The 17,767-nt window shown below is 52.8% G+C and carries 18 protein-coding genes and 1 tRNA gene; 7 read left to right on the plus strand and 12 right to left on the minus strand.

Going from position 1 to position 17,767, the window contains the following annotated elements:
* The first annotated feature begins 7 nt into the window (after positions 1–7).
* Together KF947_RS21445 and KF947_RS21450 are read left to right on the plus strand one after the other, a co-directional pair.
* Entirely contained in the window at positions 8–2,194 is a 2,187-nt protein-coding gene (locus KF947_RS21445; protein ID WP_227405062.1) for a hypothetical protein, read from the plus strand.
* Positions 2,194–2,475: a hypothetical protein gene (locus tag KF947_RS21450; RefSeq protein WP_227405063.1), complete on the plus strand. Its 282-nt coding sequence runs from the start codon at positions 2,194–2,196 to the stop codon at positions 2,473–2,475. The genes KF947_RS21445 and KF947_RS21450 overlap by 1 nt, the downstream gene beginning before the upstream one ends.
* Before the next feature lie 222 nt (positions 2,476–2,697).
* Here the strand turns inward: KF947_RS21450 and KF947_RS21455 are convergent, their stop codons facing one another.
* The 4 genes from KF947_RS21455 to KF947_RS21470 are packed head-to-tail and all read right to left on the minus strand — an operon-like array spanning position 2,698 to position 5,217.
* The gene (locus KF947_RS21455; protein WP_227405064.1) at positions 2,698–3,267 is read right to left on the minus strand and encodes a hypothetical protein; all 570 of its coding nucleotides are present in this window, start codon (positions 3,265–3,267) and stop codon (positions 2,698–2,700) included.
* A 2-nt stretch (positions 3,268–3,269) separates the two neighbouring features.
* A complete protein-coding gene (locus tag KF947_RS21460) occupies positions 3,270–4,544 on the minus strand; it encodes a Y-family DNA polymerase (protein WP_227405065.1) in 1,275 nt (424 codons plus the stop codon).
* Positions 4,541–4,990, minus strand: coding sequence for a LexA family protein (locus KF947_RS21465; RefSeq protein WP_227405066.1), 450 nt, complete (start codon positions 4,988–4,990; stop codon positions 4,541–4,543). The genes KF947_RS21460 and KF947_RS21465 overlap by 4 nt, the downstream gene beginning before the upstream one ends.
* Positions 4,987–5,217, minus strand: a complete 231-nt coding sequence (locus KF947_RS21470; RefSeq protein ID WP_227405067.1) for a DUF1654 domain-containing protein — start codon at positions 5,215–5,217, stop codon at positions 4,987–4,989. The genes KF947_RS21465 and KF947_RS21470 overlap by 4 nt, the downstream gene beginning before the upstream one ends.
* Before the next feature lie 129 nt (positions 5,218–5,346).
* On the opposite strand from KF947_RS21470, the gene KF947_RS21475 reads away from it, so the two are divergent.
* Positions 5,347–6,003: an SOS response-associated peptidase gene (locus tag KF947_RS21475; RefSeq protein WP_227405068.1), complete on the plus strand. Its 657-nt coding sequence runs from the start codon at positions 5,347–5,349 to the stop codon at positions 6,001–6,003.
* Between the two features lie 10 nt (positions 6,004–6,013).
* On the opposite strand, the gene KF947_RS21480 is transcribed toward KF947_RS21475, so the two are convergent.
* A complete protein-coding gene (locus KF947_RS21480; protein ID WP_227405069.1) occupies positions 6,014–6,898 on the minus strand; it encodes an endonuclease in 885 nt (294 codons plus the stop codon).
* Positions 6,899–7,075: 177 nt separating this feature from the next.
* A tRNA-Leu gene (locus KF947_RS21485) sits at positions 7,076–7,160 on the minus strand.
* A gap of 83 nt (positions 7,161–7,243) precedes the next feature.
* Between KF947_RS21485 and KF947_RS21490 the strand changes: the two genes are divergently transcribed.
* On the plus strand, positions 7,244–7,948 hold the full coding sequence (locus KF947_RS21490) for a ComF family protein (RefSeq protein WP_227405070.1): 705 nt from the start codon (positions 7,244–7,246) through the stop codon (positions 7,946–7,948).
* Between the two features lie 53 nt (positions 7,949–8,001).
* The gene (locus KF947_RS21495; protein WP_227405071.1) at positions 8,002–8,976 is read left to right on the plus strand and encodes a serine/threonine protein kinase; all 975 of its coding nucleotides are present in this window, start codon (positions 8,002–8,004) and stop codon (positions 8,974–8,976) included.
* 48 nt (positions 8,977–9,024) lie between these two features.
* Here the strand turns inward: KF947_RS21495 and KF947_RS21500 are convergent, their stop codons facing one another.
* Positions 9,025–9,585: a hypothetical protein gene (locus KF947_RS21500; protein WP_227405072.1), complete on the minus strand. Its 561-nt coding sequence runs from the start codon at positions 9,583–9,585 to the stop codon at positions 9,025–9,027.
* 340 nt (positions 9,586–9,925) lie between these two features.
* Here KF947_RS21500 and folE point away from each other — a divergent pair, with 340 nt between their 5' ends.
* Together folE and KF947_RS21510 are read left to right on the plus strand one after the other, a co-directional pair.
* On the plus strand, positions 9,926–10,477 hold the full coding sequence (gene folE, locus KF947_RS21505; protein ID WP_133730655.1) for a GTP cyclohydrolase I FolE: 552 nt from the start codon (positions 9,926–9,928) through the stop codon (positions 10,475–10,477).
* Between the two features lie 119 nt (positions 10,478–10,596).
* Positions 10,597–12,054: an NAD-dependent succinate-semialdehyde dehydrogenase gene (locus KF947_RS21510; protein ID WP_133730656.1), complete on the plus strand. Its 1,458-nt coding sequence runs from the start codon at positions 10,597–10,599 to the stop codon at positions 12,052–12,054.
* Between the two features lie 131 nt (positions 12,055–12,185).
* On the opposite strand, the gene purH is transcribed toward KF947_RS21510, so the two are convergent.
* The 5 genes from purH to accC all read right to left on the minus strand — a co-directional run bounded on the left by purH (position 12,186) and on the right by accC (position 17,737).
* Positions 12,186–13,802, minus strand: a complete 1,617-nt coding sequence (gene purH / locus KF947_RS21515) for a bifunctional phosphoribosylaminoimidazolecarboxamide formyltransferase/IMP cyclohydrolase (RefSeq protein ID WP_227405073.1) — start codon at positions 13,800–13,802, stop codon at positions 12,186–12,188.
* A 50-nt stretch (positions 13,803–13,852) separates the two neighbouring features.
* Complete coding sequence (gene fis, locus KF947_RS21520; protein ID WP_133730657.1) at positions 13,853–14,206, minus strand: DNA-binding transcriptional regulator Fis; 354 nt, start codon at positions 14,204–14,206, stop codon at positions 13,853–13,855.
* Positions 14,203–15,240, minus strand: a complete 1,038-nt coding sequence (gene dusB, locus KF947_RS21525) for a tRNA dihydrouridine synthase DusB (RefSeq protein WP_227405074.1) — start codon at positions 15,238–15,240, stop codon at positions 14,203–14,205. Before dusB ends, fis begins: the two co-directional genes overlap by 4 nt.
* Positions 15,241–15,353: 113 nt before the next feature.
* The gene (gene prmA / locus KF947_RS21530) at positions 15,354–16,268 is read right to left on the minus strand and encodes a 50S ribosomal protein L11 methyltransferase (RefSeq protein ID WP_227405075.1); all 915 of its coding nucleotides are present in this window, start codon (positions 16,266–16,268) and stop codon (positions 15,354–15,356) included.
* A gap of 128 nt (positions 16,269–16,396) precedes the next feature.
* The gene (accC, locus tag KF947_RS21535; RefSeq protein ID WP_133730660.1) at positions 16,397–17,737 is read right to left on the minus strand and encodes an acetyl-CoA carboxylase biotin carboxylase subunit; all 1,341 of its coding nucleotides are present in this window, start codon (positions 17,735–17,737) and stop codon (positions 16,397–16,399) included.
* Between the last annotated feature and the right edge of the window lie 30 nt (positions 17,738–17,767).

Genomic DNA, 17,767 nt, shown 5'->3' on the forward strand with positions numbered 1-17,767 from the left:
CATGGCCATGACCACGCCTGATGAAATTAATTTAACGCTCTACCGCATCGTGACCGGCGACGACCGCGAGTTTATTACCAAGTTCACGAACACCCAGAGCGCGTTAGAAACGTTCAGTGCCCAGCTTAACCCGATGGTGGCCAGCATCGCCCAGGCGCTTGATGATGCCCTGCAAGCCGCTGAGGAAACCCGGCAGCAGGCGATCACTGATACCACCGCTATTAAAAACACTGCCGTCTCAGCTGCAGCTACGGCAACGACAAAAGCGGGTGAATCAGCCAACTCTGCTGCAGAGGCGCTTCAGTATCGCAATGAGGCCATGCAGGCCGTTTCTGATGGGTATATTGTTGATGAACAAATGGGCTTGGTGACTACGTGGTCATCTGAAAAAATCAGCGCCGAGATTAAAGCTAGAGGCACTAAAGGAACGCTAACCCAATCATTCTTCGAAGGCCAGCAAGAGAGAGTTGTTCTGACTACGCCACTTACAGATTCCGCTGTCGTTTCAGTGATAAAAGAAGTGCCGCAAACTAGCGTGACAAGCAATCAGTGGAATTTGAATGCTAACGGCACTGGTTATGACGTTGAAAATACTGCGTATGCCACCAGCCTGACGCCTGACGATGTAAGTGGATTCGCAAAACTGGTTCTTGACTCCGGTTCGTTTGCTTCTACTGATGTGGGTAAGGTTATTTATGGGAATGGGGGGGAAGCTGTTCTAATACTTTCCAGTGGAGAGTGTTTTATTCGCAAGGAGTTTAATGACGTATCACCCATCCCATCCGGCGCTTGGAAAATGGAGGGGTTAAAATTTTCAGATAATAGCTACGAAGTAAGTAATATAGCGCTTGGTTTTGGTGACGTTAATGAGGCATCATATGTTACCCAAAGGTCTACTGCCGTTGGCACCAATCAAGGTATGTGCTTTAGTTCAGATGGGTTAAATTTATTTGTTGTTAACAATAGTAACGTCATAAACCAATTTAATCTTTCAGAACCTTTTAATATCAGTACGTTATCTTCTCTTATATCTACCTATTCTGTAAGCTCTCAAACTAGCGCGGCTGATTCCTTAGATTTTAATAATAATGGAACCAAAATGTACGTAGCCGGGGGTGGTTTTATATTCCAATACACTCTAATAACAGGTTTTAATCTTAATACGGTATCTTACGATAATATTAGCTTTGATTGTCCTCAGACCAGTGATATAAAGGTTGTACGTTTTAATAAAAGTGGGACTAAGATGTTTTTGCTTAGCGACATTGCGGGCGGAGATGTATACCAATACACTCTAACAACAGGTTTTGATCTTAGTACGGCATCTTACGATAATGTTTTCCTTGACCTGAATGATAGAGGTATGAGCTCCCCCTGCTACATGGCTTTTGGCTTGAATGGTAGGAAATTATATACCGGAGGGTTGAATGGCAAGGTCGTATACCAATACACTCTAACAATAGGTTTTGATCTTAGTACGGCATCTTACGATAATGTTAGTTTAAATATTGGTCTCACCTCTAATCCTGTTGGAATTTGGTTAAGTGCAGATGGTGAAAAACTTTTTGTAACTAGCTACGGAAACGTATTTGAGTATTTGATGAGCGAAACATATTACGCCATCACAGACCAACACCTCCCCGCCATCACCAAGGCTGGTGGTCAAATCGACAGCACATTCTGGACGGACATTAACTCCTCATTTGCCACGGATACACCGAACAGTCAGACCATTAACTACGCATTCAGCACCGATGGACGCATGACGTTCAAAGTCGTCAAAGCTAGTGAAGGCGCCCGTAACATCGCGCGAGATAACGCGGGAGCGTGGGAGATTAACACTAACGCGACGTATGCAGGCGAGACATGGGCGGTGGCGACAAAACAGGATGTGTGGGGTGCGTTGAGTGAGGCTATGGATATTACGGCAAACACCATGCCCTCAGCTCTGCTATCCGCAGCCACCGACGCCGACTTTCCTGCTCTAGGCAACGAGCTAGACCTGGCCATCATCCTCTACACTAACAACGCGACACAAATCCCAATCTCACAAGGGGTAACGCTTAATTACGATGCCAACGTATTAAACCAGGGCGCTATCAACGGGACAGACTACGAGTGGGATCAGCCGGATAATTCAACAGTGCGTATCAAAGCGCTGAAAGCAAATAATCTCAAAGTGAGGGTCGTGTAATGGCTAAGAGAACACCGGAAGAGCTGCAGGCCGCGATTGCAGAGCATAACGCTCGGTATCAATTCACGTTTAAAACCGACATCTGGCAACGTGTCACAGACACCGAGGCCGAAACGCTAGACGAGCAGCTAAAACAGGCCCCACCTAAACAGCGTCGCATGTGGGATGACTCGTTGAGCGTTGAGCATTCAAGCGAGTATTACGGTATGTTAAAGCAGCAGATGGAATCGGTATTCGGCGTCGAGCGAACCGCGATTATTCTCGCTCCATCTCAGGGATAGCAGTTGATAGCCAGCACCATCGCCGCGGAAGCGGTTTTTTTTGCCTTTTGTAAGAGATCTCTTACAAAAACTGTCAGTGATCTCTTACATAATGGGCGTGGAAACACTGCTATTGTGAGCGCGTGACGCCAGGAACGCCGCTTATAGCACGTAGGATGCGTCACGACAGGGATGTGCAGTTGGTGCAGAAGGGACTCAGTATTGCCAAGGATGGCGTTTAATCTAGCTATTTATATTAATAATATTAGTTTCAGTAAATTTATTGTAAGTAGGAAACTTCCATTTATTTTTTATTAATGTGCTAGAGTTTATCTCTCTTCCAAGTTCTTTTAATGAGCCTGCAGATGTCTCAACCGAGGCCCTAATGATTTCTATATAATCATCATCTTGGTGTTGGTTCTCCCACGCTCTATTTACAGAATATAGTATGTTGCCCATGTTTATTCTGAAGTCATCTAGATGTATGTATGCCTTCTTGATAGGAATGTCCTGGAAAGAAATAGACTCAAGAGAAGATAAGTAACTATTAAATTGTTTTTTTCTTAAAGAAACTATGTTGTCTCCTAGTATCGCGTTGCAAGTGTGCAGGTACTCTGATAATAAATATACTTCTTCTGATAATGTTAAGATAGAAGATAAATAATCCAATTCTGCTTTTTCTTTATTCCGTCTTTCTCTGGTGTTCTGGTAAGCGGGTACTAATATAGCAATCAATATAGCGATTAATGCCCCAATTGCTTGCAGCCAAGGTGCCAAGTACTCATAGCTTTTAAAAAAAATTAAAGTATCCATTCTCACACCTTTACATTAGCAAGCTCATCCCATCTCGTAGTATACCTAGACGTGCGATGCTCACAACGTAATTCCCATGCGTTCTTTTTCCTCGGAATCCCGAGCCGCACCGTATTTTTGCCGTGCTCCCTATTCAATTTATCCAGCGTGGCCATCAGCTTTTCATTTTTGGCCCGCTTCTCATCACTCACTGGCTCAGCCAGCAGGCCCAGTTGCTCATTGTGGTGGTCGCAGAGATCCATCAGCATCACGCCGCATTTTTGATACATTATGCCCGGTTTGAATATCCTCTCCAGCCCTGCGATAGCGGCTCTTACTAACACCCGACTGTCATCGGTCGGGTGGGGCAGCGGTATCACTAGGCTTTTACTGTAGCTGGGCAGATCCTGCCTAAATCTATTCGTGCGCACGAGAACCATAATCGCTTGAGCCAAACCGGCTTGCTTCCGTAGCTTCTCGCCGGCGCGAGAAGTGTGCACGCGGATGGCTTCATGAAGATCCGCTTTGTTGTTGGTGAGGCGCCCAAATGAGCGGGAGACCATTATCTGCTTTTTGGGCTGGGTCATGTCGTCCAGATGGATGCAGTCGACGCCGCGCAGCTCCCAAACAATGCGTTCCATCACTACGCTGAAGTGCTTGCGCAGGTGCTTAGGCGATGACTCGCGCAACTGCCAGGCGTTTTCAATGCCCAGCGTGCGCAGGCGGACGGCGCTGCGCCCAGCCACGCCCCAGATCTCTGTGACTGGCAGCTGCTCGAGGAAAGCCCGGGTATCGTCGCTATCTGGATGCATGGTGGCCACGCCGTCGAAGCCAGGTTCTTTCTTGGCTCGGTGGTTAGCGATCTTCGCCAGCGTTTTAGATGTGCTCAGCCCGACACTGACAGGGATCCCCGTATCGCGGCGCACCTGGTGCCGCATTGCCTGGCACCGGTCAGTCAGCGTTTCAGGTTCGAAGCCTTCAAAGCTCAAAAATGATTCATCGATCGAGTAAACGTCAACGTGTGGGGTGTGCTGGCTGAGAACGTCAGTGACGCGTCGGCTCATATCGCCATATAGCGCGTAGTTTGAGCTCAGCAGAATGCACTGGCGGCGAATGTGCGGGTCGATCTGGTGCGCGGGCATGCCCATGGCTACGCCCAGCTGCTTTATTTCAGCGGATCTTGCGACCACGCAGCCATCATTATTCGACATCACCCCAACCGGCTTGCCTTCCAGCCTGGGATTGAATACCCGCTCGCAGCTGACGTAGAAATTATTGCAGTCGACCAGCGCAATCATACAGCGAACCCTGGGGCCAGCGAGTGGATGTTGTGTGTGACGACGCCCCATACCTGGCACTCTCGGCCCTCTAACGGCATTGGCGGAAACTCAGGGTTGGCGGCAAAGAGGTAAGGGCGGTGGCCGATTGCGCCCAGCTTTTTACACGTGAGCTCACCGTCAACGCTCATTATGACGATATGGCCAGACTTAGGCTCAAGTGAGCGATCGACAATCAGCAGGTCACCGTCATAGATCCCCGCGCCGGTCATCGATGTCCCTTTTGCCCGTAGATAGTACGTTGCGCTGGGGTGCTGGATTAGGTGGGCGACTAGATCCAGCTCAGTTTCCAAATAGTCATCAGCAGGAGAGGGAAAGCCGGTGCGCACTTCGCCTGCCGCTAGGGGCAGCTTAAGCGGTGGGGCGGTGGTATCGACGCGCCCGAGTATCGAGAGGTGCATGCTCATGCCATCGACTCCTCTGGGTTCCAGCGCAAGCGGATGTGCTCTGCAGCGTCATCCAGAGGGATCATGGTCACGTTCTCGACAGTCCCCAGGTCTTCAAGCATGCGCGCCCAATCTTCCGGAGCGTCATCGGGCTGGCGTCGCAGTTCAACGCAGTGCTCAGATTGCGCTTTAGGACTACCGATCTGTTTCTGCACTCGCTTGACTAGCTGCTCGTATGATTTAGACATAAGCGCCTCCTAAAATGCTGGTTATGTATACAGTATATAGGGCAGACGATAAGCGAAGAGCATCGTTGACTGCAAGTACTCATATGGAAGGGCGGCTGCGAAGCGAGTTATATCGACTATGCTTCGCTCATGTGTGGACGATTCGCTTTATTCAGCCCGTTAGATCGACTGGCCAACCTGGTCGGTACAGCTGTGCCTGAGCACAACGCCAGGCCTCGCTACAACGTCGCGCCCGGCACCTGGATTGCAGCTGTGCGTCAGGGTGCAGAGGACGAAGCACCTATATTTGATGAGATGTGGTGGGGTTACCGCCCGAAGTGGGCGAAAGGCAACGGCAATCAACCGATCAATGCCCGGGTAGAAACGGTGGCCACCAATGCTTACTTCAAAAATGCCTTTGCTAAGCATCGGTGTTTGATCCCCGCTGATGGCTGGTACGAATGGATCAAGAACTCAAAACCTAAACAGCCGCATTACATTTGCCGCGTCGATCGAGAGCCGCTGTTCTTCGCCGGCATATTCGCTGAGCGTGAAGATGGCAGCATGGGCTGTGCGATCGTCACTGAACCCGGGCGGGGTAGTGCTGCAGAGGTGCATGATCGAATGCCGTTGATACTGGATGACGACAGTCTCAAGCACTGGTTAGCACCTGACGTGACGGATCGGGAGACTATTCGTAGCCTGGTTCATCACATTGATGCTGGGTTAATTGAACATTGGGCTGTGAGTACTGCGGTCAACAAACCGGCGGAAGGGCAGGGGGAGGAGCTGATTAATCCGGCTTAATGTTATCGAATCATCGGCAGATTGACTCGCACGGCACACCATCACTATCACCGTCTAACCGGCCGTTTCCGCACTGCTGCAAGTGATAAAGAGCTTCATCGCAAGAGCTCATCTGACCGCACGTTTTTCGCTCATCGCAATTAAAGCCCTCTGAGAAAGTGGGCTCAAATATCGGTACCGATGTCTGAGTGATGATTTCATTGCTCTCGCTTATGGCCGCTATATGCGCGTTACCCGAACCTTGAATAGAAGCAATGCGGCGGTTGCGTTCACGCTCCCAATCATCGATCGCATCCATACGATTCCAAGCTTCAAACAGTTGCTGTTGCTGGCGACTAATTGAGATGCCATAAGTGTCACGCATGTACCAGTACGTGCGGGCAATATCGCCGCGACGATTGGGAGGTGGTTGGAAAGTGCGCTCTTCAAACGATACCGAGACGTCACATGCACCGTATCCATGAAGGGGTGAATTGACCATTCCAAACCGCATATTGGATCGGTCGCCGTTTACCTCTCCGACTGCTGGTACAAGATTATGAAGATCGGCTTCGGCTGATCGGAACACTGGATCTGTGCGCCGACAGTTATCACGGCCACCGTCAGCCCAGCACTGTCTCTGCCGCCCGATGTCATAAGCGGGCATCACATGCTCCCACTCTATGCGATTGGCTCGTACAGGCTGTTTGCGAACCTCATAGCCACAGCTTTCAAGATTAGGGCCCGCATCAAAATCAAACGTACATCCGCAGTAGAACGACTCAGATTGGTCGTGATAGACCTGCTGCTCTGCAATGCGCTTGGCTGAGCTAAAGGAGGTGGGTGGTGCTGCGAATAATAAAGAGGAATTGCCAATAAAAAATGACAAAAAGAAAAGCAATAGGAAAAGCTTCATAAGGAAGGCGCTCAATTGATAATACGTGCTAGACGTTCATCGTTATGAGGCTGCGGATCAAGATTGAGGAGGGGTAAAACTGACTAAAAAGCTGACCATACTATGCCCAAAACTGGCTATATGGTGATTAAACAAGAGAAGGGGATAAAACTAACTGCTTGAAAACTAACAAGTAATTGGTGCGGATGGGGAGACTCGAACTCCCACACCTTACGGCACTAGAACCTAAATCTAGCGTGTCTACCAATTCCACCACATCCGCTAAGACGAGGCGTATATTATCAACTTTGTGATAGAAGTCAATCAATAATTTGATATTAATCTATACATCAGTCAGGAGACGGCATGGCATTAAAGGGATGGCTACAGTGGGGAGGTGATTGGATAAAGCAGGCCATGCCAGGCTACTGCGCATTTTGCTTGTCACCGGCATCCGCTGGCCAAGGGTGGTGCGCAACCTGTTTGTGCGAGCTGCCGTGGAACCTGCATGCCTGCCGCCAATGCGGTGACCCAGTTGCTCATGGTGCGAGCTTGTGTGGGCACTGCTTAGTTGACCCTCCGACATTCTCGACCACCCAGGCGGGACTACTGTATCAAGGGGCGATTAAACACTTGGTGCATGATTTTAAATTTCATGCTTCACCGCGGGCGGGTACGTTGTTAGCTGAATTAATGCTACTAACCCCGCCGATGATCCAGGGTGATGCACTGTTGTCAGTGCCGATGACCGCTACACATGCCCGCACGCGAGGGTTCAACCACTCGCACTGGCTGGCGGAACAGCTCAGCCGCCAGCTTGGGGTGCCCATGGTGGCTGCCAAGCGAGTAAAGGATGCCCCTTCCCAGCGCACGTTGAATCGCCGCCAACGGGTTGCCAATCTGGCAGGTGCCTTTGTCTTTGAATCACCGCCCCCGGCGCATTTGTTAATAATCGATGATGTGGTCACCACTGGCTCTACGGGCGACGCATTGGCGCGTGCCGCGCTGGAGGCAGGTGCCAAACGTGTTGATATTTGGGCGGCCGCGCGGACACCGTTAGGTAAGGATTGATAGAATACCCTTTCGCATACTCAATTGCGCTTTCGCCAACCCAGGAGTGGCCTATGTCACACCCGTTTAGCTCTCTTTCGCCTGATTTAGTGATGTCTGCAGTTGAATCGCTGGATATTTGGCCTGCGGGCGAGCCATTTGCGCTAAATAGCTATGAAAATCGTGTGCTGCTATTTCGCGACGACGACGGAAAAAACTGGATCGTTAAGTTTTATCGGCCTGACCGCTGGTCAGATAGTGCGATTCAGGAGGAACACGATTTTCTGCAGGAGCTGGTAGACCAACAGGTGCCGGTCGTTGCCCCTTGGCGTGATAAGGCGGGGGCGTCTTTACACTACTTTAAGGCCTTTCGGTTTACGCTGTTTCCCCACTGCCCCGGCCAGGCGCCGGAGCTTGATAACCCATCGCACCTATTTGCCATGGGTGAGCTGCTGGGGCGGTTGCACCAAGTATCAGCTAAAAAAACCTTTCAGCATCGCCCGCGTTTAGAAATGGCGAGCGGTATTCTTGATGCTCAGCAGCGCGTGTTGGCCAGCAATTGGATGAGCCATCATCAGCGCCGGGCCTATGACCGTGTGATCGAAAAGATCCACCAGCAGCTCCTAAAACATGATGTGCCCGCCAGCAGCATGATTCGCTGTCATGGCGACTGCCACTTGGGTAATGTGCTGGGGCGGGACGAGAAGTTTACCCTGGTCGATTTTGACGACTGCACCATGGCGCCCGCCATGCAGGATATCTGGATGCTATTGCCTACCGATGACCCCGAGGAATGGCGATCGCAGTTAAGTGAAATCACCGAAGGGTATGAAGAGACGTGTCCATTTCCTGCCGAGCAGATGGCGCTTATCGAGCCACTGAGAAGTTATCGGCTGATCAGGCACTCAGCGTGGCTGGTATCACGTTGGGATGATCCTGCTTTTCCTCGGGCGTTTCCCTGGCTGGCGGATAGCGGCTATTGGGATCAGCATATCCGCCAATTAGAGCAGCAGTGCCTTCAGTTAGAGAACCCACTCTGGTTGGCGTAATGGGTTTTCAGCACACCACTGGCTAGTTATGGCGATAGTAGAGCAAGGTCAATCAGGCACGGCTTCTTCGCGAGGCACAGGATTGGCGATACCTTCTCCGTCTGCTTGGCGACGCTGTTCGTTAAGCTCTGCAGAAGGGTTTTCCAGCTCTTCAATTTCAACGGGTTGATCCAGCGTAAGAAGGAACGCTTGGCCAGGAGAGAGCGTACAAGGGTTGCCCTCGCAAGCGATGCCGTATTGACCCTCTTCGCCATAAGCACTGGAACTAAATTCGCCAGTAAAAATGTCGCTGTCTGCATCGTGTGTTTCAATGCAGGTCGCCTCTTGGGTGGTGACGCGAATGCGCTCATCAACCATTTGAGCACTGCCTACGATGACGCAGTACTCGGGTAAGGAGTGCGAGGCGTCGGTTACTGGGGTGGGGTGAAGTAAAATATCGTTGAGGCGCGCTTGGTTTGACTCAAATGCAAGCTCTTCAACGACTTCTACGCCGACGGTGGCTTCATTGGGTAATGAAAGCGTGGCTTCTGCAGCAGTAGCCAATAGCGGAGTAGCAAAAAAGGGGGCCGCAAGGGCGGTTAACCAAAAAGACGTTGGCTTAAATAACATGGCGAGCTCTCAATGTTGGCGCCTGCAATAAAGGCAGTAAAATATACCCCTCAATCATATCACAGGCCCCTAGGTTGCAAAGTTAGCGACGCGGCGCTCTGACGCAGGTAGATAAGTCACAGGCAACCTATATGCGGTAAAATACACTCGTTGCCTAATATCAGTTGTGCAGAATTTTTTTTGGGTATACTTTTTGTACAATGCTAGTGGTGGGTGACGCTAGGTAACGCCATCCTAATAATGATGTTACTTTTTCACGCGTAAAAAAAGGTGAAGACCTTGGTTAGCGCCTGGACGCAATTGCGCATAGTTTTTGAGATAGCTATTGATGAGGCTAGATATGTCCGATGATATTGCCGAGCACTACCGCCAGATAATCTCCGCACTTGGTGAAGACCCCAATCGTGAAGGGCTACGAGATACGCCTAAGCGTGCAGCCAAAGCCATGCAGTTTCTCAATGCGGGCTACACTCAGTCATTGGACGATATTATTAATGGTGCGGTGTTTGAGTCGCAAACAGATGAGATGGTGCTGGTGAAAGACATTGAGCTCTACTCAATGTGTGAGCATCATCTTCTGCCATTTATCGGTAAATGCCATATTGCCTATTTACCCAATGGCAAAGTGTTAGGACTGTCTAAGTTTGCGCGCATCGTCGACATGTTTGCCCGTCGTATGCAGATTCAGGAGAACCTAACCCGCGAGATCGCAGAGGCCGTGCAGGACGTTACTGATGCAAAGGGCGTTGCCGTGGTAATTGAAGCGCGACACCTGTGTATGATGATGCGTGGTGTAGAGAAACAGAACTCCAGCATGACATCGTCGGTGATGCTGGGTGGATTCCGCAAGAATCAAGCGACTCGGCAAGAGTTTTTAATGCTCATTAGCTAATTTATAGCTGGTCACTGGTCGGTACAGCACGCTGCAAATTTGGTTTAAAGGGGTGTTTCGTCTTAGCATGAAGACGTTAATGAGCCTACGAGGCCATCATTTTTGGTCAGGAGCCTGTCATGGAAGCGCTAAAAGAAACACAGCTATATTGCCCCTTTGCCTATATTGACGGCAGTTGGGTCGCGGCAGATAGCGGCGAGCAGATTACGGTATTGAATCCAGCCACCGGCGAAGCGATTGGCGATATTCCTCGCTTGGGTAAAGCCGAGACCGAGCGGGCCATTGATGCCGCGGATGCTGCGCTACCGGCCTGGCGAGCGCTGACTGCCCAAGAGCGTGCTGACTTGCTGCTGAAGTGGCACGACTTGATGTTGGAGCATCAGCAGGATTTGGCCATGCTGATGACCTATGAGCAGGGCAAACCACTAAAGGAAGCCGCGGGTGAAATTGCTTATGCGGCTAGTTTTTTACGTTGGTTTGCCGAAGAGGCGCGGCGCGTATATGGCGAAACGATTCCAGCGGCGAACGCCAATCAACGCATCGTCGTCACCAAGCAACCTGTTGGTGTAGTGGGGGCGATTACGCCCTGGAATTTCCCGGCGGCGATGATTACCCGTAAAGCCGGGGCGGCACTGGCCGCTGGCTGTACGATAGTGGTGAAACCCGCTAGCCAAACACCCTTTTCCGCAACGGCCTTAGCGCTGTTGGCTGAACGGGCAGGCATTCCACGTGGAGTCTTTAACGTGGTGCCAGGTAGCGCTAGTGATATTGCCCAAGCGATGACCCAATCGCCCAAAGTGCGCAAGATTACTTTCACCGGTTCCACCGAAGTAGGGCGCAAGCTGATGGCCCAGGCGGCGGAGCATATCCAGAAAATCTCGCTAGAGCTGGGCGGCAATGCGCCCTTTATCGTGTTTGAAGATGCCGATTTAGACGCCGCCGTGGAAGGCGCCATGGCCGCTAAATTCCGTAACGCCGGGCAAACCTGTATCTGCACTAATCGCTTCCTGGTGCAGTCCAGTGTGATTAACGCCTTTTGTGAAAAGTTGGCGGTCGCCATGAACAGCGAGCTGCATGTGGGTGATGGCACCAAACCCAACATCAATATCGGCCCGTTAATCGATGATAACGCCGTTAAAAAAGTCAGCGAGCATGTGCAGGACGCCATCGATAATGGCGCTGAGCTGCTGTTAGGTGGTCATCCGCATCCGCTGGGCGGCAATTTCTTCACGCCGACGCTGATCAGCTTTGCCACTGACAAGATGAAAGTGGCTCACGAAGAGACCTTTGGCCCATTGGCCGCTGTCTTCCCGTTTGACGATGAAGAGACAGCTATTGAGATGGCCAATGATACCCAGTATGGTTTGGCATCCTATTTCTACTCCCGTGACCTTGCCCGAGTATGGCGTGTTTCCGAAGCGCTGGAGTACGGTATGGTGGGGATTAATACTGGCGCCATTTCCAACGCTGCTGCGCCTTTCGGCGGGGTAAAAGCCTCTGGTCTGGGCCGCGAGGGAGGGCATCAGGGCCTGGAAGAGTATTTGGAAACCAAGTATTTGTGTATTGATCTTGGCTGAAAAGCTCGATATGAGTTGCTGACCAGTGATCCATTAATATTTGTTGGTGAAAGCAAGAAAGCCCCTTAGGCATGCTCCGTCAAAAGAGCGCCTAAGGGGCTTTTTGTTGCTAATGCTGGTTCTTTAGAGGCCTAGTGGCGGAAGTGGCGCATGCCGGTAAAGACCATGGCAATGCCTGCTTCGTTAGCGGCGTCGATCACTTCTTGGTCGCGCATAGAGCCGCCTGGCTGAATAACCGCGGTAATACCTGCTGCTGCGGCAGCATCGATGCCGTCACGGAAGGGGAAGAAGGCATCAGACGCCATCACCGAACCGGGAACCGAAAGGCCTTCATCTGCGGCCTTAATACCTGCAATTTTAGCCGAATAAACACGGCTCATTTGACCTGCGCCAACGCCCACCGTTTGGCCTTCTTTGGCATACACAATGGCGTTGGATTTGACGAATTTGGCTACTCGCCAGGCAAAGGCAAGATCGCGTAGTTCCTGCTCGCTGGGCGCGCGCTGGCTGACCACGGTCAATTCGTCGCGGGTGACCATGCCGTCGTCGCGCTCTTGTACCAGCAAACCGCCGTTGACGCGCTTAAAATCCAGCGCAGGCTGCTGCTCACCGGGCCAGTGAGCGCTGACGTCCAGCAAACGTACATTTTGCTTATTTGCCACAATGGCGGCCGCTTCGTCGCTGACACCTGGGGCAATAATCACCTCAACAAACTGGCGGTCAACAATCGCCTGGGCGGTTTCGGCGTCCAATGGCGTATTGAAAGCGATAATGCCGCCAAACGCGCTAGTAGGGTCGGTGGTAAAGGCTTTGTCGTAAGCGGCTAAGGCGGTGGCGCCAATGGCGACGCCGCAGGGGTTGGCGTGCTTAACAATGACGCAGGCCGTCTCACTAAAGGCTTTTACGCACTCAAATGCAGCGTCAGTATCGGCGACGTTGTTATACGAGAGGGGTTTGCCCTGAAGCATTTTTGCCGTGGCAACGCTGGGTTCGCTTGCCTGGGGGTCAACGTAGAAAGCTGCCTTTTGGTGCGGGTTTTCGCCGTAGCGCATATCCTGCTTTTTATCGAGCTGCAGGTTAAAGGTGCGTGGGAACGCTTCATCAGCGGCATTGACCTTACGGCCTAGGTAGTCAGCAATGGCACCGTCGTAGCCGGCGGTGTGCTCAAAGGCCTTAACCGCTAAATCAAAGCGTGTGGCGCTACTGACTTGGCCATCTTGGGCAGCCAGCTCGCCCAACACCCGCGCGTAGTCACTGCTATTGACGACGATAGTGGTGTAAGCATGGTTTTTAGCGCAGGCGCGAACCATGGTGGGGCCGCCGATATCGATATTCTCGATAGCATCTTCAAGTGTGCAATCGGGCTTGGCTACCGTGGCGGCAAAGGGGTAGAGATTGACCACCACCATGTCGATTGGTGTGATGTCATTTTCAGCCATGACCGCATCATCCTGGCCGCGACGGGCCAAAATGCCGCCGTGAATTTTCGGGTGCAGCGTTTTAACGCGGCCATCCATGATTTCGGGGAAGCCTGTGTGCTCAGACACTTCTTTCACGGCAATAGCATTTTCTTGCAGTAGACGGAAGGTGCCACCAGTGGAGAGGAGTTCAACGCCGCGCTCAGTGAGGCCGCGGGCAAACTCTACAATGCCGGTTTTATCAGAAACGCTCAGAAGAGCGCGGCGGACGGGGGTAGCGTTGCTGTCAGTCAGGGAAGGATTATCAGCCATGGGAGGGGTATCAGCCATTAGAGTGCTCGTGTGCAGAGTCGATAATTAAAAACAACAACGCCCCAGGGTTATGGGGCGTCACCTTCGATAAGTCCGTATAGCTTGAGTTTCTTGCGCAGGGTGCCACGGTTTAGCCCTAGCACGTCTGCGGCCCGGGTCTGGTTGCCGTCGGTGTGCTCCAGGACACAGGCCAGTAAAGGCGCCTCTACTTCGGCCATCACCATAGCGTAAAGATCGGTCGCCTGACTGCCATCTAGATGCTCAAAGTAGCGGCGCATAGCCGTTTCAACCGCCTCCCGAAGTGGCTGGGGCGGTGAGTTAGCCGCAGGATCCGCTAGCGTGCCCGCTAAATGGGAGTAGCCCTCGCTGGAATAGGCGTCGCTGGAATAGCTGTCGCTAGATAGAAGATCGCGTTCGGTCATGCAGCATAGCTTCCTTTGGCTAGCAAACGCGTGGCGGCGCCGGGGGCCATCGCGTCGTTGATCCAATCAAATTGCGTTTCAGGTGACGCTAACGCATTGAACTGCTGCTTAAGCGCGCGCTGTTGTTGCGGCGTAAAGCGTTGGTCATCACTGAGGTACCAGCCGACATGTTTGCGCGCGATACGCACACCCATGGTGGTGCCATAAAACTCATGTAATGCTTGTAAGTGCCCGTGAAGCACTTGGTGGCGCTCGGTAAGGCTTGGTTGCGCCATCCGCTCTCCATGTTGGAGGTAGTGGTTGATCTGTTGAAAGATCCACGGGTTGCCCTGAGCTCCACGGCCGACCATCACTGCATCAGCGCCGGTATAGGCGAGTACTTCGGCGGCTTTTTCCGGACTTGTTATGTCGCCGTTGGCAATCACCGGGATCGATAGATGAGATTTGATCTCGGCAATTGTGTCGTACTCTGCCTGTCCAGTATAGCGCTGCTGGCGATGTCGGCCATGTACTGCGAGTGCTTTAATGCCTGTTGACTCAGCGAGCCGGGCAATACGCAGGGCATTATTGGATTCGGCGCACCAGCCCGTGCGGATTTTCAGCGTCACGGGTATATCCACCGCTGCCACCACCGCATCGAGAATCTCGGCCACCAAGGCTTCATCGCGAAGTAGTGCCGACCCTGCTGCTTTGTTACACACTTTTTTGGCCGGGCAGCCCATATTGATATCAATAATTTGCGCGCCCAGTTCGGCATTCAAGCGCGCCGCCTGGGCGAGCATTTCAGCGTCGCCTCCGGCGATTTGTACTACGCGGGGGCCGGGCTCGCCGCGGTGATCCATGCGCAGCTGCGATTTGCGAGTATGCCATAAGCTGGGGTCTGAAGTGACCATTTCACCTACTACCCAGCCAGCTCCAAGCCGCCGGCATAGCTGGCGGAAAGGGCGGTCGGTGACGCCAGCCATGGGCGCAAGCATTACACGATTAGGTAATGCAAACGGGCCAATGCTGGCAGGTAGTGTGCTTAACGTCATGGCGTTGGACTTCGTTGGTTTTGAGCCGTGAGAGCTGGACTGGTGGCAAGTAGGCGTTTCAAGGGGGCGTATGATACGCCTACTCGGTGGTGGGGTGAAGGCCAATTGCCGCTTTAACGCGGACGCACGCCGCTAAGCCGTACCCAGCCTTCGCGAATCACTGGCTCATCCATAGCAATGCCTTGCGCGGCATAGGCTTCGTAAACCTCATCTGCCTGGTTTGCCAAAACCCCCGATAGCGCAATGCGCCCGCCTGGCGCCACATGCCCGGCAATCATTGGCGCTAGCTCAACCAGCGGGCCCGCTAAAATATTGGCGGTCACGATAGGGTAATCACCGCTATCGCTTAACTGCTCGGGGTAGTAGAGGTTTAAACCCGACTCGGCAATACCGTTACGTTCTGCGTTTTCGCGGCTAGCCTGCAGCGCCTGGGGGTCAATGTCGGTGGCATCTGCATGGCTGGCACCCAGCTTGAGCGCGGCGATAGCGAGAATGCCCGAACCGCAGCCCACATCTAATATCGTCTGCTCGGTTAAGTGACCGGCTACGGCCAGCTCATCCAGCCACTCAAGACACAGGGCTGTGGTTGGGTGCGTGCCGGTGCCAAAGGCGAGGCCTGGGTCGAGTATCAAGTTAACGGCGTCGGCCTCGGGAGGTTCGTGCCAGCTGGGTACAATCCATAGCCGTTGACCCATGCGCAGCGGCGTGAAGTCATCCATCCACTCGCGTTCCCAGTCTCGGTCGGCAAGCAGCTCATACTCGATGGTCGGGCAGGGTTCACCAGGCATCTGCTCTGACCAGGCGGCCTCAATACGCTCCAGCATGCTCTCGACGCCCTCAAGGTCATCGTACAGGCCGGTGAGAATGGTATCTTCCCACAGCGGGGTTGTGCCGCGCTCGGGTTCAAATACCGGATCATCGTGGGCATCCTGAAGGCCAATAGCCGTTGCGCCTTCGTCAAGCAGTAGTTCTTCTAGGAGCTCTGCCTGTTCGGGGGCGACGTGGGCTTTGAGTTGAAGCCAGGGCATGAAGGTTCTCCGCAGGGCGAATTAAAGACATATACAGTAAGCACACATACAGTAAAGACAAGGACGGGGTGGACATGGCCACCCCGTTGGGTATCACACTGTGCGCCGGAAAGCGCTTGGCTGCTGGATTAGCTGCCGAGTTTCTTTTCCAGATAGTGGATATTGACACCGCCTTGGCGGAAGTAGCTGTCGCGAACCAAATCCTTTTGCAGGTCGATATTGGTTTTAATGCCTTCCACCAGCAGCTCGTCGAGGGCATTCCGCATCCGCGTCAGGGCTATTTCGCGATCCGCGCCCCAGGTGATCAGCTTGCCGATTAGAGAGTCATAGTGCGGCGGTACGGTGTAGCCGGTATAGAGGTGAGAGTCCATACGAACGCCCAAACCACCGGGAGCGTGAAACAGCGTTACCTTACCGGGTGAAGGCATAAAGGTGCGCGAGTCTTCGGCGTTAATGCGGCACTCAAAAGAGTGTCCATTGAGCTGCACATCTTCCTGACGAATAGACAGCGGCAAGCCCGAGGCAATACGCAGCTGCTCTTTGACGATATCCACACCGGTGACCATTTCGGTGACCGGGTGCTCAACCTGAACACGGGTGTTCATCTCGATAAAGAAGTATTCACCGTCTTCGTACAAGAACTCAAAGGTGCCTGCACCGCGGTAGTTGATCTTGATACACGCCTGGCGGCACGCTTCAAGCACCTGGGCTCGGGCCTCAGGGTCTAGGCCTGGCGCCGGGGCTTCTTCGAGTACTTTCTGGTGACGCCGTTGAAGCGAGCAGTCGCGGTCATAAAGATGGATCGCATTACCCTGGCCGTCGGCTAGTACTTGTACTTCGACGTGGCGCGGCTTCTCAAGGAATTTTTCCATGTAGACCGTGCCGTCACCGAAGGCGGCGTGGGCTTCAGTGCGGGTAACGGTAATCGCCGAAAGCAGATGGCCTTCGGTGTGCACCACGCGCATACCACGACCACCGCCGCCTGAGGCCGCTTTAATGATCACCGGGTAGCCAATGCGGCGCGCGGTGGCGAGATTAGTTGCGTCGTCATCACCCAAGGGGCCATCTGAGCCTGGCACCGTGGGAACGCCCGCTTCCTTCATCGACTGGATGGCGCTGACTTTGTCGCCCATCAGGCGAATCGTCTCGGCGCGGGGGCCAATAAAGGTAAAGCCTGAGCGCTCAACCTGTTCAGCGAAGTTGGCGTTTTCAGACAAAAAACCGTAGCCAGGGTGAATAGCGGTCGAGTCGGTGACTTCGGCTGCGCTGATCAGGGCCGGTATGTTTAAATAGGATTGCGCTGACGAAGCCGGGCCAATACACACGGCTTCATCCGCCAGGCGAACGTGCATCAGTTCACGATCAGCTTTGGAGTGTACCGCTACGGTTTTGATGCCCAGTTCTTTACAGGCCCGCAGGATACGGAGGGCAATCTCGCCGCGGTTGGCGATAAGTACCTTGTCCAGCATGGGAGAGTCCACCCGTGTTGAAAATGAAAG

This window comes from Halomonas sp. FeN2 (assembly GCF_020595105.1).
In the GTDB taxonomy this organism is placed as follows: Bacteria; Pseudomonadota; Gammaproteobacteria; order Pseudomonadales; family Halomonadaceae; genus Vreelandella; species Vreelandella neptunia.